We start from the raw sequence: 14252 nt of genomic DNA, 5'->3' as shown, positions 1-14252 counted from the left end.
GTCAGGCGCGAAGCTTACTGATCGTTTTGCAGGCTGTTTGGGTCAAAAGCCCCGCCGAAGCCGCCATTGCCGGCAGGCGGCGTTTCTGGTTCCGTTTCGCCCTCTTCACCATCACTGCCCAAGGTGTTCGGTGCAAATACGTTCCCGAAACCAGAGTTATTGGTGCCGGCGTCTGGCTCTGCTTCCTCTTCCGTTGTTCCGGGTTGTAGATCACCAGGCTCAAACACGCCTTCAAAGCGCTGTTTGCGTTCTTCCTCACGCTGTCTGCGCTGTTCTTCGCGCTGTTTACGCAACTCCTCGATGCGCTGCTGGGCTTCCAGTTGCTTCTGCTCTCGCACGTCGGCGATACATTGCCCAGGGTTGTAAGCCGTCGCGGTGCCGATCAGGGTGATCGTGGCAACGGCAAAAACAACCACCAGAACCGCTGCCATATTGCCGGAAAAGAAGCTGGGCAATTTGATCTTGCCCGCCAGTTCCTCGACAGTGGCATTCTTGCGCGCGGCGGCAACCAATTCCTGCCGTTTCAGCTTGGCTTCGTTCAGCAGGGCGAAGAACACGGTCAGCGCCACGATGATGAAGGCCAGAGCCGAGATCGCCGGCGTGATGCCATACCGCACCTTTTGTGCCAGTTCGATGGTCAGCGTCGGATATTCGCCAAAGGTGAAAGTGGTGGTGTTGTAGTTCTCGAACGAGGCGAGGAACGCCAACACCGCGGCCGAGGCAATGGCCGGGCGCATGAACGGCAAAAGGATTTTCCGAAACGCCTGCGCGTGGCTGGCACCCAAATCCAGCGCCGCCTCGGTCAGCGCCACGTCATACCGCTGCAGCCGCGCCACCAGCACCAGCATGCAATAGCTGGCGATAAAGGTGGATTGACCGATCACCGTCAGGAAAATCCCGTTCGACAATACGCTGTCCGCGCCCAGTCCCAGCATCCGGTTGATCCGGTCCCAGAACACCAGGGTCGAGATACCCAGAACCACGCCCGGAATCAGGATCGGCGCGATGATGACCGTATAATATGTCGCGCGCAGCTTGGGCCAGATCTGCGTCAACATTAGCGCGCCCGCCAGACCCATCGCCACCGACAAGACAACCGTCCCGGCGCCGATGATCAGTGAATTCTTGATGCCGTTCAGGATACGCTGGTCCTGAAACAGCTCTCCGAACCACTGGAAGGTCAGGCATTCCCACGGCGTCATCCTTGGGAAAACCGAAGAGTTGAACGCCGTGACCGACATGATCACCAGCGGACCCAAAAGGTACAGGAAGAAGATGACCAGATAGACCCAGATGCTTATGCGGAGGAAGGAATTGTTCATTTCCCGATATCCCCCATGTTCACCTTGAACAGGCGCATCATTGCCAGCACGAACAGGATACAGGTCACCAGCAGCACGATGGCGTAGGCGGCCCCCTGCGGCCAGTCATTGTTGTCGTTGAACTGTTGATAGATCAGCTGCGTGAACCACAAGCTTGACGGCCCGCCCAGAATTTGCGGCGCGGCCAGCGCTCCTGCGGACAGCATGAAGACCATGGTGCAGCCCGAACTGATGCCCGGCTTGGCATAGGGTATGACCACTCGCCAGTGAATCCGCCACCAAGGCGCACCAAGGTCACGCGCAGCCTCGATCTGGTTTTTATCCAGGCTTTCTATGACGTTGTACATCGGAAAGATCATCAGAAGGATGTAGGCATAGCCCAGACCGGCATAAAGCGCGATGTCATTGCGGATAAAATCAAACGGCGTATCCCAGATGCCAAGCCCCATGAACAGTGTATTCAACACACCGGTCTCACCAAAGATAATGCGTAGCGCAAAGGCCCGCAGAATCTCGTTGATCCAATAAGGGATGATCAGCATGATCGCAAAGATGCGGATATGACTGCCCTTGGACTGACCCAGATAATAGGCAATCGGATAGCAGAGGATCAGGTTGAAGATCGTAACGCAGACCGCTGCAAGCAATGTGCGGAAAAAGACCCTCAGGTCGACCGCGTTATAGTCCTGACTGCCGCCTTCCGGGCCGTAGATCAGGTATTTGTAGTTCTCCAGCGTATAGACGTCCTTTGGCCCGCCAATCTCTGGCGGCGGCAGGTTCGGACGGAACGAAAAGTCGAGCATCGACAACTGCGGCAGGATGATCAAACCGACTGTCCAGAACAGGACCAGACCCAATATGGCCAGACCCATGCCAGTGCCGTTGCGATTGAAAAACTCTTTCAGAAACCGGGGCATGTGTTCGTCCCCCTATTCTGCGGCCAGCTCACCCGCAGGAACCAGAACCGCATTGTGGGTTTCATATTCCAGCGTGATGTTCTGTCCGGTGTGATCCTTAAAGGACTGACCATGGTTCGGGATCGATACTTTGATCTCTTTGCCACCTTCGCCTTCGGTGAAAATGTTGAAGGCGTTGCCTTCAAACTCTTCATGGTTCACCCGCGCAGTGACAAAGTGATCGCCGGTGGCGCCGTCAGACGCGATGGCAAGGGCCTCGGGGCGGATGAACAGCATAGCATCGTCGCCTTCTTTCATCTTACCCTGATTGGCCGTGGAAATCCGCGCGACCAGATCGCCCGAGCGGTTGGTCTGGATCAGAGCCTCACTTCCCATGACCTGCTTGATCTTGCCTCGGAACACGTTGTTTTCACCCACGAACGAGGCCGCAAAGGCGGTGTTTGGGTCGTTGTAAATGGTCTTGCCATCGGCAATCTGATCGATCACCCCGGCCCGCATGACGGCGATGTTGTCGGACATGGTCAGCGCCTCGCCCTGATCGTGCGTGATATAGATGAAGGTGATGCCGACACGCTGCTGAATTTCGCGCAGTTCGGTGCGCATGTGCTGTCGCAGTTTAAGGTCCAAAGCGGACAGCGGTTCGTCCAGCAACAGCACATCCGGCTCGGCACACAAGGCGCGGGCAATCGCAACTCGCTGGCGCTGACCGCCAGACAATTCACTGGGCAGCTTATCGCCTTGCCCGGGCAGGGCGATCATGTCCAGCAACTCGTCAGCACGCTTGCGGCGCTCGGCGGCGCTGGCGCCTTTGATCTCCATGGAAAAGGTGATGTTTTCCCACACTTTCATCAGCGGGAACAACGCGAGGTTCTGAAAGATCAGGGCGGTTGGACGCTTGTTCGGGCCGATGCCCTGCATGTCATTGCCGCCGATCAGTACCCGGCCCTCGCTAGGGTCCAGAAAGCCCGAGACCGCGCGCAGGATTGTTGTTTTCCCGCAGCCCGAGGGGCCAAGGAACGAAAAGAAATCGCCCCCGTTGATGTTCACATTGGCGTCCCGCACGGCGACAAAGTCACCGAAACGGATCCACAGGTTTTCAAGATCTACACCGACCCCTGCACTCATTTTTGGTATCTCCGTCAGGTGCGGTTGCTGGCCGCACCACAATAGTATCCGTCACGCCGAGCGGCGCGCGGGTGAATGGCCCCCCGCTCAGTGGCGGAGGGCAGCGTTTCAAAGCAGTCAGGCGCTTTTGAACTTGTTGACGAACTCGGTGCGGGTTTCCGCATACCACGGCGCCTCGGCCGGCCACGGGTTGAGGTTGGCCAGCGAGTCACCCGGATAGGCCTCGGCAAAGTTCTTCTTGTAGGTGTCGCCCGAGTATTGGTCGGCACCAAGAACCGGCGAGTTGTAACCGTGGCTGTCAATCGCCACACCGGCCGGTTTCGCCTGATAGGCGAAGTCAATGAAAGCATAAACCTGATCGATATTGGCCGCGCCTGTCGGCATAGACATACCATCAACCCATGCCATCGCACCTTCGATCGGGGCTTGATAGTGCACCGGCTCACCCGCCGATTTCAGCGCCAGCGGCGGGCCGTCCCAAGTCTGACCGACAACTACGCCTTCGTTCAACAGGCCATTTTTCTGGGTGTCCGCGTCGTTCCAGATCAACTTGATTCGGTTCTTGCGTTCGATGCACCAGTCGGTGATCTGACCCCAAACCTTGCGCATGGTCTCTTCGTCGCCATAGGCGGCCCAGACCGAGCCCGGCTCCATCTCACCGGCGCGTTCCATGTAAAGACCCGCACCCAGCATCATCGAATGCGCGCGGCCCATGGTCTTACCGGCGTTTTCCTCGGACCAGACATCACCGTAAGACGGCGCGTCGCCTTCCGGCAGCCACAGGTCAGTACGGTAGGCGATGCCTTCGGTGCCCCAGATATGCGGCAGCCAGTGGACGCCGCTGTCGCCAAAGTTCCATGCATCCGTACCAATCGAGGCCATCGCCGGGTTCACCAGATCGATCGGCACCTTGCTCATGTCGAAGGGTTGCAGCAGCTCCAGCGGCTCCCACTGCAGCGAGCGGTTGTTGGTCGGCGACACGATGTCAAAACCCTGACCCTTGGTCGCCTTCATCTTGTTGATGATTTCTTCGTTCGACCCGATCCCGGTGTAGTTCACCTTGATCCCGGTCAGAGTCTCGAACTCCTGAATAAAGCTGGGCGGCAGGTAATCCGACCACATCAGAATGTTGATCTCACCCGAGGACGCCAGCGCGCTTTTGCTGTAAAGCGGTGCCGCCAGCGCAGCAGCACCCGCGCTTTTCAGGACAGTGCGTCTGGAAAGCGTTTTCCGTTCGGCCATTTTCGTTTCTCCCGTTGTTGGACTTTGTATTCTTTTTGTTATGTAAGTGCAGGCTAGACTTTTGAGGCAGAGCTGTCAGTCCAAAAGTGACAGATTCCAATTTTCTTAAGTCCAGTTTGCGATCGCGCCTGTCAGTACCGGGATCAGCTCACGGTTCTGCCCAGACTGAGACACCATAGGGCGGGATTTCAGAAGTACCAACCAGATATTGACGACCCTCGGGACCGGGCAAGACCTGCACAGTGGCGCTGAAGTTGAAGGCAAACCACAGCTCGCCCCGGCGCGTGACGCGCACATCCCGGTTATTTTCTGTCACAGGGATACCCGCCCAACTCAGAGCCCCGGCCAGAGCAGCCTTTAATAAAGGTCCGCGCGGGATCATCGCCAGGTACATCGCCCGATCCGACCGCACAATCGCCGGACTGCCATCGCAGTAAGCGCTTGAAAAACGGGCAGTTACCAAACTCGCGGTTTCGATGATTTCACGCCAACCGGTGAATTCATGCTGCGTGCCGTCCTGCAGGCGCACCGACTCGCGGGCCAGGTCCGGCAGTGATTCGACCCTCAGAACCCGGACACCGGTCAGATCGGCTAACTCTCCGGGGGCAAGGTTCTGCGGCGTGTTCATATCTTCGGCCTTGCTACCGGCGCGGGCGCCGATCAACAGTTTTGCCTGACTGTCCCGCAGCCGATTTGCCGTCTCCGGCGAGACGATCATGCTTTGCGGTAATACGATCAATGCATAGCCCGTCAGGTCGTCCTCTGGCCCGACAAAATCCAGATCAACCCCAAGGGAGCGCAGCCCGGCATACCATTCACGGACGATCTGAGCATTCGGGAATGCGTCGTCATGGGGCAGAATATCTGCTGCCCAAATGGACGCGTAGTCCAGCAGGATGGCCACCGGCGCCCGTTGGCGCGTGGCTGATGGTAGTGCATCACGCTCCTGAACCACCTGCGCCAGTTCCAGAGCGGCCTGATCCCGGCTTCCGTCCGAGCGCAGCAGTGCCGTATGAAACTGTTCTTGCGCGAATCTGGCCTGTCGCCAGCGGAAGAACATCACAGCCTGCGCCCCATGCGCGTAGGCCGCCCATGTCCACAAGCGCACCATGCCATCGGCGGGGGAAGGGTTCTTTTTGGCCCAGTCCACCGGACCGGGTTGCTGTTCCAGTACCCACATGCGCCCATTGCCCTGTGATCGGTAAAGGTCGCAGTGAAACCCCTGATAGTCCGGCGCGCCCGTGCGCAGGTATCGACGCTTGTCCTCATCTGACAGGGTCGACCCCAGCAGATTGCCCAGCGGATAGCTGTCGAAGCCGACGATATCCAGATCAGCAGCCACAGCGTGGTGGTCAAACTCAAAACTGCCAGCCATGAAGTTATGGGTGATATCCCGGCCCGGAGAGTACTGCCGCAGGATGTCCACCTGTGCGCGGTTGAACAATCGCACCCGGTCCGAGGAATAGCGCGCGAAATCCAGCGCGTGTGTCGGGTTGGGGCTCGCCACCAGGCCGTTGGGCAACTCGATCTGGTCAAAGCCGGAGTAAACAGAGGCCCAGAACACGGTGCCCCATGTCCGGTTCAGGTTTTCAATGGTGCCGTAACGCTCCGCCAGCCAACGCCGGAACCCGTCGCGGGCCGCGTTCGAGTAACTGAGCACCGTGTCGTGGTCGTTATATTCATTGTCGATCTGCCAAGCACAGACATAAGGGTTTTCACCATAGCGGCGCGCGTACTCGGTGGCGATCCGGCGGGACTCGGCCAGGTAAACGTCACTTGAGAAACAATAATGCCTGCGGGACCCGAACCCCCTGACCCGCCCATCCGGGCCAACCGGCAGAATTTCGGGATATTCATCAACCAGCCATTTCGGCGGCGCAGCCGTTGGCGTGGACATCATCACGCGAAGACCGGCGCCCCCTAGAATATCAATCACCTCGTCCAGCCAGCCCCATTGGAACTGGCCGCGTTCAGGTTCGATCAAACCCCAGGTGAATTCGGCAATGCGCACCCAGTCGAGGCCCATCTCGACCATCCGCCTTGCATCCTCGTGCCAAAGCGACCGATCCCATTGCTCGGGGTAATAGCAGACCCCCAGTTCCAGTTTGCTCATCGGTCTTCCCTTGCCGTACGGCGTTCGATCCATTTCAGGAAGCTGGCGCAACCCAAGGTGATCACCACATAAAGGATGGCCGCGGTGTTGAACGGCGCAAAGGGCAGGAAGCTGGCCGCCTGAAACTCGCGCATCCGTTGGGTCATGTCCCGGACCGACAGGATCGACAGCAGCGAGGTATCCTTGATCATCGCAATGAACTCATTGCCCAATGGCGGCGTCACGATGCGCAGCGCCTGCGGCAGGATGATCAGCCGCGCGGTTTGCCAGCGCGACAGGCCGAGCGAGCCGCCCGCCTCAATCTGCCCGCGGGGGATGGCTTCGATTCCGGACCGGAAAATCTCGGCCATGTAAGCGGAGTAGCCCACGGAAATCGCAATGATCCCGCGCGTCATGTTGGCCATGTCGATGCCACCGCCGGTGGCATCCTTGACGGCCCCAGCCAAAGGCAGGCCGATATAGAGTATAATCACCAGCATCGGAATGCCGCGGATCGTATCAACGAAAAACTCGGCCCCCACCGCCAGCGGGTGCAGCTTGTGCTGGGCACCGCCAACGGTCAGGGTCAACAGCAGAAAGCCAAAGACCGCAAAGGCCAGCGCCGGGTTGCGGTATTTGTCGGGCAGGAAGTTGGTCTGCCAGATCACCGGATACCCCTTGGTGTTTGTGCCGACGGGGACAAATGCGCCGGATACGCTGTCGACGGTTTCGATCTGCTCCAGTGCAGTGGCCGCGTCGGGTGCACTGCGAATGCGATATTGCGGACTCTCACCCTCCTGAAACTCACCAAAGCGGATCATGTCCGCCTGAGCTTGCGGGGTACCGCGCACGATTGCGATACGGGCGTCCAGCGTACCGATGAGTTCATATTTCACTTGTGGCTGCATGAAGAAGAATGCGGAAATCGCCAACAGGACCAAGCTGATGCAGCCGTATGTGACGGTCGTGCGTGCCTTGGCTTTGAACGATTGCAGCCCAACCCAGATCAGGCCCAGAATTGCCGCAAAGATATAGGCAAAGATGGCCGCGCGGAACGTGATCGCCACCCCGGTTGCGAATTGCCAATGCGCCATGAACATCAGGTAGAACAGCACCGCTCCGGTCAGGATTTCGAACCCCAGCTGCACATAACCCCGCGACCCGTCGGGCAGGTATGAAATCAAAAGGATGGCGGCGATAACAATCGCGTAAATCACCAGCATGATCTGCAGACCGGCCTGAACCTTGTCGACCACTTCCGGGAACAGCACCCAGGTTTGCGAAGACCTGTCGATCAGAGCCGATGTGTTCTCGCTAAGCGCGTGAAAGAAGACGGACTCGACAAAGGGCATCAGCACTTGCGGTGCGGCAAGCCCCAGAATTGCCAACGTCACAGCTGCTGGCGCCGCAGCCAGCGCCGCGAAACGCAACCAAGCCGGCGCCTCCGGAAACCGTGCATTGCGAGCACAAAGATATCCCAGAATGGTTACCGCCAGAATGACCAGAAACCCGATGAAAATCGGCCCGGCATCATTGCCAATCCCCAAAATTGCAACCAGCGACCGCAGGTATTTCGAAGAGGTGGCGAACAAATAGATGATGAACGGGGCAGCTGCGAGCAACACAAGGTTGCTCGGGCGGATCGAGCTTAAGCGCGACATGGGACCTCTCTGCTGAGATGCGGCCCAGCCACCGGTGGTGGCGGGCCGTTATGGGCCAGACCGGGTTATTCGGTGCCCCAGTATTTTCCGATCAACGCATCCAAAGTACCGTCGGACTTGATCACCGCCAGCCCCTCGTTGATAGCATCAACCGTTGCGTCACCTTCCTGGAACACGATACCCAGCGGATCGGATTTCAGGCCGGTGATACCCACAGTCAATTCGCCCGCGAACTCTTGTTCGTAAGCTGCGGCCGAGGTGCCGTCGATGATGACGCCCTGTACATCCGCGTTCTGCAACGCCAGAATCGCGGCCGAGAAGTTATCGTAAAGGCTGACATTCTCGCGCCCCACCAGTTCCTCGGCCAGTTGCGCGTTGGTGGTGCCGGTCTGCGCTGCCAGTTTCTGGCCACCGGCCTTGAAGTCGTCCAACGTCATGTCGCCATTGTCGACCTGCAGCAGAATGGCCTGGCTGACCACGATATAGGGTTCCGAGAAATCCATCGTCTCTTCGCGTTCCGGCGTGATCGAAACGCCCGAGATTACCAGATCGAACTCCCCCTGCTGTAGCGCGGCAAAGATACCGTCCCAGGCGGTGTTGACGAAGTTTGGAACGCAATTCACCTTCTCGCAGATCGCATTCATCACATCCACGTCAAAGCCCACGATCTCGCCGGTTGATTCATCGACGGTTTCCATCGGCGGATAGGTGGCGTCCGTTCCGATTTTCAGTACACGCCCCTCCAGATCGGCGGCAAAGACTGCCGGGGAGGCCATCGCAGTCAGAGCGGCCGCAGCCAGTAGTTTCTTGAACATCTTCATTACTCCTTCTGTTGGTCTATTTGATAGACGCCGTTTTCAGCGTGGGGGTGTCAGGTTGCCGCTTGATAAGTGTGGCCCTGATCTTTTTCTGGGTTTCGGACGGATCAGCCCCGTCCAAAGCTCTCAACATGTACTCGCCCAGCAGGCGGCTGGTCTCTTCGATCGGGACATAATAGGTGCTGGGCGGTGGCACGAAATACCGGCTGAGCTGCAGATCGTCGGTCGAAATCACCACCAGGTCCCGGCCAACCCGAACCCCGGCGGCATGGGCGGCGGACAAAACGCCCAGCGTCATCGCTTCGTTGGCGCAGATACAGGCTGTGGGACGGTTGGGCAGCCGCATCAGCGCATCAAAGCTGTGCTGCCCGGTGCGCGCCGTGGTGGGTCCGTTGAAGACCAGGGCCGTGTCCGGCGCGATCCCGCCGTTTGTCAAGGCCTGTTCATATCCGGCTTGGCGTTGGTTCGCATAGATCAGCTCGGCCGGAGGGTTGACCAACCCAATACGCCGGTGACCGAGCCGTACCAGCCGCGTAGTGGCATCGAAGGCCGCGACCTGACTGTCGAAATCGACATAGGCATGGGGTGTTTTACTGTCACTCATCCCCATAGTCACAAAAGGGAACGCGTTTTGTTGCAGATACGCGATGCGTGGATCACCGCGCAACGTACCCGAGAATATGACCCCATCGGCCAACCCATCCTGAACGATCCGCGCCAGAACAGTCATGGCGTCCGGAATATCCGCCACGTTGAATACGCTCATTTCATATCGCGATCCTCGTAAAGCCGAAGAGATCCCGGCCAGAATTCGGGTGAATTCTACCCCTTCCCATTCCTCTGCCGCATCCGGCGAAACGCTGACCAAAACGGCGATGCGGTAAGACTTGTTGGTGCGCAGTTTTAACCCGTCCATGTTGACGCGGTAGCCAAGCCGGGCGGCGGCGAGCTCAATCTCCTGCCGCGTTTTTTCCCGCACAGACGCTGCCCCGCGTAGCGCGTTCGAGACGGTGCCTACGGAATATCCCGTTTCTTTCGCGATGGATTTGATCGTCGCGCGCGCCACTAGCCGACCTCCGCTGCAAGCTGTCGCATCAGGAAGGTTTGCCCCGTTCGCAGGGTCTCGGCGTGGTTTAGCGTTTCGTCATGTTCAACGAACAGATCAGAGCACGGGCTGTTTGCCAGAATGCGCAACACACGGGGCCAGTCCACCGTGCCCTGCCCCGGATTGCGCCAACGCTCGTCCCCCTGGCCTGCCGACGGTTCTGCATCCTTGGCATGGACCGAAACAATCCGGTCGGAATAGCGTTGCAACAGAATTGCGGGATCTTGCTGCGAAACCGCCAACCACCCGATATCGGGCTGCCAGCAAAGGTTCTCATGCGACAAAATAAGGTCCAGAGGCGTTTCCCCGGGGCGTCCGGCCAGGTCAAAATCGTGATTGTGGTAAGCGAGGCGCACCCCATGCGCCAGCAGCCGGGCAGCCCAATCCGCCAACCGGCCCGACACATCCATCCATCCCTCGGACGTGTCGGGCCGCGCCTCGGGTGGCAGCCAAGGCATGACAGCCACCTGGCATTTCAATAGGCTTAGCAGATCGAGAATCTCGTCGAACCGCGTTTCAAATTCTTCCCAGTCGAAATGGGCCGAACGCACGGTTAAACCAGAACGTACGACCTGCCGCACCATGTCCCGAGGGGTCAGATTATGAAACCCGACCGTTTCGATATCTGTGAATCCGCAGGTGCTAACCAGGTTAAGCTGGGACGCCAGATCCCCAACTTGCCGGACAGTATATAGTTGCGCTGCTATACGCATTTCCCGGGCTTATCCTGAATTGAAACGTTTCAATTAAGTTGAAACAGCTTGACCACACTTGTCAAGACATGGGTTCAGCGGCGCATTCTTCGCCTGAGCCGGGCGATTATTCGCAATGAAGTCCACCTTATCTGACGGGGCATAAGAATTCAGGTATTGTTAGCGCTATCATTTTTTGATATCGCCGACTTAATGAAACAGAACCAGAATGCCAAATAAACGGGTCGCAGCAGTGAATGCCCCCCATGAAACTGGAATGCCGGAGGTCAAGCTGATAGGTGGCACCCCTACCGGTCCCGCCCAACAGGTACTGATCATGCAAAACACTCGCGCTGATTTCCCCAAGGACTTCCTCTTTGGCTTTGCGACCTCTGATGGTCACCAAAAATCTGAGCCGCAAGCCCTTGATCCTGTGCTTAAGGCTGGATTTGACTGCTATCGCTTTTCGATCATTTGGGCACATGTCCTGCCCGACGGCCAGGGATCGGTGAAACAGGCTGGGCTGGACGATTACGACCGCCTGACCGATACCCTGCTGGAACACGGCATTCGACCCTGTGCGACGCTATGTGGTAATGACCTTCCTTTGGCTCTGGCCGATCTTGGGGGCTGGCGAAACCGCGATATTGCAGGCTGGCTTGCCGACTACACCGAGACCATCATGAGCCGCATCGGTGACCGCATTTTCAGTGTTGCTCCGATAGACGCGCCGGCTTACCTCGGCGATGTGAACCTTCATGCCCCGGGTTCGTGCGACACACGCACCGCAACGCGCAGGTTGCATCACATGCTGCTGGCGCATGGCCGCTCAATCGAGGCAATGCGTGGGCTGGGAATGACCAATCTGGGCGTGGAAGTCCCTTTGGATTCGACCGAAAACCATCCTCAAACCGCTGCTCTGCTAAATGGCATATTCAACAACGGCTACCCCAAAAGCACGATGACGGATTTGGAGCCGCACCTGCCGGAGGGCTGGCAAGGCGACTTTGACACCATCGGAGCTCCGGTTGATTGGTGTGGGTTTAATTGCAGCGCCGGCGGGCAGATCGACCGCTTGGCCCTGACCCGCATCCACCAAGATTATACTAAAGACCTGCCCATCTATCTCATCGAAACGGGCAGTTCGGAACGACAGCAGAGTTCTTCCGGGTTTTCGCAGCATCTACAGACCGTGCAGAAGGCTCTGGAGCAAGGCCTGCCGGTAAAAGGCAGTTTCTTCCGCATAACGGCGACTGACGTGCATACTCTGCAGCCAACTTTAGAAGGCAGCGCGGTGGCGCTGCCTCTCGCACAGCCCACCGGTGTCATGCATGAACACTGGAACCTGGTCGCCGATATTGGCGGCACCAATACGCGACTGGGTGTGATCTCAAATGGCAAGCTGATCGACCTGCGCAGGTACCCCACAGGTACCCTGCCCGAATTGCTCGAGGCGTTTCACAGCCTACGCGACGAGATCGGTACAGATCCGCGCGCCGTCGTTGCCGCAGGGGCCGGGCCGGTGAAGGACGGAACCATCCGCCTAACCAATGCAAATCTCGATCTGTCGAAGGGCGATATCGGCAGAGCCACCGGCGCGCAACATACCTTCGTGATCAATGATTTCACCGCTGCCGCGTGGTCCGTTGCCGAAGTCACTGGCGACGATGTCGAAGTTCTGCAAGGGGCCACGACACCGCCCCCCGGCACAAGGCTGGTGGCTGGGGCGGGCACCGGACTTGGCGTCGGTGCCCTGCTTTTTTCGGAAGGGCGCTACCACACAGCATCGGGAGAAGGAGGCCATATCGGCCTATCGCCCCGCCACGTCGATGAGGTTGAGATTTTCCGCGCGGCCCGAAAAATCGCTCCGGAATGCTTCTTTGACGATACTCTGGTGCTAGAGGCCGAAATGTTCCTCAGCGGCACCGGTCTGCCGATCCTGTACCAAGCCGTTGGCATGGCAGCCGGCCAGGCCGATCCGCCAGTGCGCAGCGCCCGAGACATTCTGGATGACGCCCGGGCACAAAAAGACCCGATCGCGGTGAGAACCGCCGATATGTTCACCACCCATCTGGGCGCGGTCATGGGCGATCTGGCCGTCGTGCTTATGCCCACCGGCGGCATTTTCCTTGTAGGCGGCGTTGCCGAAAAGAACCGCTGGCTATTCAAGGACGCGTTCCGAGACGCGTTCAACGCGGGTGGCCGGTTCAGCGATTTGCGGCGCACTTTCAACCTCTACGTGCCGGAACAGGACGAATTTGGCATTGTTGGCGCTAACAATTTCTGCAAAAGTGCGCTCGCGCGGTAGACTGACTGCCCTATCCCAAGAAACAGAAAGGACCCGGCATGATCTTGTGCTGCGGTGAAGCCCTGATAGACATGATCCCCACCCCGACCGCTTCGGGTGAAGAGGGATTTGTACCCCATTCGGGCGGTGCCGTTTTCAATACGGCTGTTGCATTGGGACGACTGGGGGCACCAGCCGGGCTGCTGACGGGCTTGTCTTCGGATATGTTCGGAGAACAGCTCGCCTCGGCCCTGCAGGCCAGCCATGTGGACGACAACCATGTGATCCGCTCGGACCGCCCAACGACATTGGCTTTTGTGCAGTTGAAAGACGGGCACGCGACCTACAACTTCATGGATGAAAACTCGGCCGGGCGGATGCTGTTGCCTGAGGACATGCCCAGCCAGTTGCCAGCGGTGTCCGCGCTGTATTTCGGCGGGATCAGCCTGGCCTGTGAACCCTGCGCGGATGCTTATGCCGCGCTTTTGGACAAGCATGGGGCGGATCGGGCGGTGATGATTGATCCGAATATTCGTCCGGACTTCATCAAGGACCAGACCCGTTATCGCACCCGGCTCAACCGGATGATCGCGCAGGCGGATATCGTGAAGGTCTCGGATGAGGATCTGGACTGGATCCTCCCCGGCCCCGAAAGCATCACCGAGAAAGTGCCTCTGCTGCTACAGGCGGGACCAGCCGTTGTAATTGTCACGCGGGGCAGCGACGGCGCGTCGGGCTATCTGGCGGATGGGTCCGAAACCTCGGTCCCCGTTCCCCCGGTCGAGGTGGTGGACACGGTCGGTGCAGGCGACACATTCAACGCTGGCGTTCTGGCTGAACTCGAACGTGCGGGCCACCTAAACAAACTCGCCCTACACGCCCTAACTTCCGACCAACTGCGTGCAGCCCTCTTAAAGGGTGCGCAAGTCGCCGCCGTCACTGTATCCCGAGCCGGGGCAAACCCGCCTTGGGCGCACGAGCTTTGATCCAT

The 14252-nt window shown here is 58.6% G+C and carries 11 protein-coding genes; 2 read left to right on the top strand and 9 right to left on the bottom strand.

From position 1 onward, the window contains the following. Positions 1-14: 14 nt before the first annotated feature. From AC2FEE_RS04130 to AC2FEE_RS04090, 9 genes are all read right to left on the bottom strand, one after another. Complete coding sequence (locus tag AC2FEE_RS04130; RefSeq protein WP_496863238.1) at positions 15-1322, bottom strand: ABC transporter permease; 1308 nt, start codon at positions 1320-1322, stop codon at positions 15-17. Continuing rightward, entirely contained in the window at positions 1319-2239 is a 921-nt protein-coding gene (locus AC2FEE_RS04125) for an ABC transporter permease (RefSeq protein WP_480591420.1), read from the bottom strand. Before AC2FEE_RS04125 ends, AC2FEE_RS04130 begins: the two co-directional genes overlap by 4 nt. Positions 2240-2251: 12 nt before the next feature. Beyond that, complete coding sequence (locus tag AC2FEE_RS04120; protein ID WP_496863236.1) at positions 2252-3364, bottom strand: ABC transporter ATP-binding protein; 1113 nt, start codon at positions 3362-3364, stop codon at positions 2252-2254. A 117-nt stretch (positions 3365-3481) separates the two neighbouring features. Continuing rightward, entirely contained in the window at positions 3482-4606 is a 1125-nt protein-coding gene (locus AC2FEE_RS04115; protein WP_496863234.1) for an extracellular solute-binding protein, read from the bottom strand. Positions 4607-4754: 148 nt separating this feature from the next. Further along, positions 4755-6719, bottom strand: a complete 1965-nt coding sequence (locus tag AC2FEE_RS04110; RefSeq protein WP_496863233.1) for a beta-galactosidase — start codon at positions 6717-6719, stop codon at positions 4755-4757. Continuing rightward, the gene (locus tag AC2FEE_RS04105) at positions 6716-8359 is read right to left on the bottom strand and encodes an amino acid ABC transporter permease (RefSeq protein WP_496863232.1); all 1644 of its coding nucleotides are present in this window, start codon (positions 8357-8359) and stop codon (positions 6716-6718) included. The genes AC2FEE_RS04110 and AC2FEE_RS04105 overlap by 4 nt, the downstream gene beginning before the upstream one ends. 65 nt (positions 8360-8424) lie before the next feature. Next, positions 8425-9174, bottom strand: a complete 750-nt coding sequence (locus AC2FEE_RS04100) for a basic amino acid ABC transporter substrate-binding protein (RefSeq protein ID WP_496863231.1) — start codon at positions 9172-9174, stop codon at positions 8425-8427. Between the two features lie 22 nt (positions 9175-9196). Further along, positions 9197-10243 (bottom strand): LacI family DNA-binding transcriptional regulator, encoded by a 1047-nt coding sequence (locus AC2FEE_RS04095; protein ID WP_496863230.1) that lies wholly within the window; start codon positions 10241-10243, stop codon positions 9197-9199. Beyond that, positions 10243-10995, bottom strand: coding sequence for a sugar phosphate isomerase/epimerase family protein (locus tag AC2FEE_RS04090; RefSeq protein ID WP_496863229.1), 753 nt, complete (start codon positions 10993-10995; stop codon positions 10243-10245). Before AC2FEE_RS04090 ends, AC2FEE_RS04095 begins: the two co-directional genes overlap by 1 nt. A gap of 208 nt (positions 10996-11203) precedes the next feature. On the opposite strand from AC2FEE_RS04090, the gene AC2FEE_RS04085 reads away from it, so the two are divergent. Both AC2FEE_RS04085 and AC2FEE_RS04080 read left to right on the top strand, forming a co-directional pair. Continuing rightward, on the top strand, positions 11204-13282 hold the full coding sequence (locus AC2FEE_RS04085; protein ID WP_496863228.1) for a family 1 glycosylhydrolase: 2079 nt from the start codon (positions 11204-11206) through the stop codon (positions 13280-13282). A 38-nt stretch (positions 13283-13320) separates the two neighbouring features. Continuing rightward, positions 13321-14247 carry a carbohydrate kinase family protein gene (locus tag AC2FEE_RS04080; RefSeq protein WP_496863226.1) on the top strand — a complete coding sequence of 309 codons (927 nt, stop codon included), beginning with the start codon at positions 13321-13323 and terminating at the stop codon, positions 14245-14247. The last annotated feature ends 5 nt before the right edge of the window (positions 14248-14252 follow it).

This window comes from Ruegeria sp. YTSC199 (assembly GCF_059609725.1).
The sequence above is the reverse complement of the archived record's forward strand: the minus strand, read 5'-3'. Positions and strand labels throughout refer to the sequence as shown.

Coding starts and splice junctions, on each gene's coding strand:
- AC2FEE_RS04130 (WP_496863238.1), bottom strand. CDS start 1,322: ATGAACAATTCCTTCCTCCGCATAAGCATCTGGGTCTATCTGGTCATC.
- AC2FEE_RS04085 (WP_496863228.1), top strand. CDS start 11,204: ATGCCAAATAAACGGGTCGCAGCAGTGAATGCCCCCCATGAAACTGGA.
- AC2FEE_RS04090 (WP_496863229.1), bottom strand. CDS start 10,995: ATGCGTATAGCAGCGCAACTATATACTGTCCGGCAAGTTGGGGATCTG.
- AC2FEE_RS04105 (WP_496863232.1), bottom strand. CDS start 8,359: ATGTCGCGCTTAAGCTCGATCCGCCCGAGCAACCTTGTGTTGCTCGCA.
- AC2FEE_RS04080 (WP_496863226.1), top strand. CDS start 13,321: ATGATCTTGTGCTGCGGTGAAGCCCTGATAGACATGATCCCCACCCCG.
- AC2FEE_RS04115 (WP_496863234.1), bottom strand. CDS start 4,606: ATGGCCGAACGGAAAACGCTTTCCAGACGCACTGTCCTGAAAAGCGCG.
- AC2FEE_RS04110 (WP_496863233.1), bottom strand. CDS start 6,719: ATGAGCAAACTGGAACTGGGGGTCTGCTATTACCCCGAGCAATGGGAT.
- AC2FEE_RS04125 (WP_480591420.1), bottom strand. CDS start 2,239: ATGCCCCGGTTTCTGAAAGAGTTTTTCAATCGCAACGGCACTGGCATG.
- AC2FEE_RS04100 (WP_496863231.1), bottom strand. CDS start 9,174: ATGTTCAAGAAACTACTGGCTGCGGCCGCTCTGACTGCGATGGCCTCC.
- AC2FEE_RS04120 (WP_496863236.1), bottom strand. CDS start 3,364: ATGAGTGCAGGGGTCGGTGTAGATCTTGAAAACCTGTGGATCCGTTTC.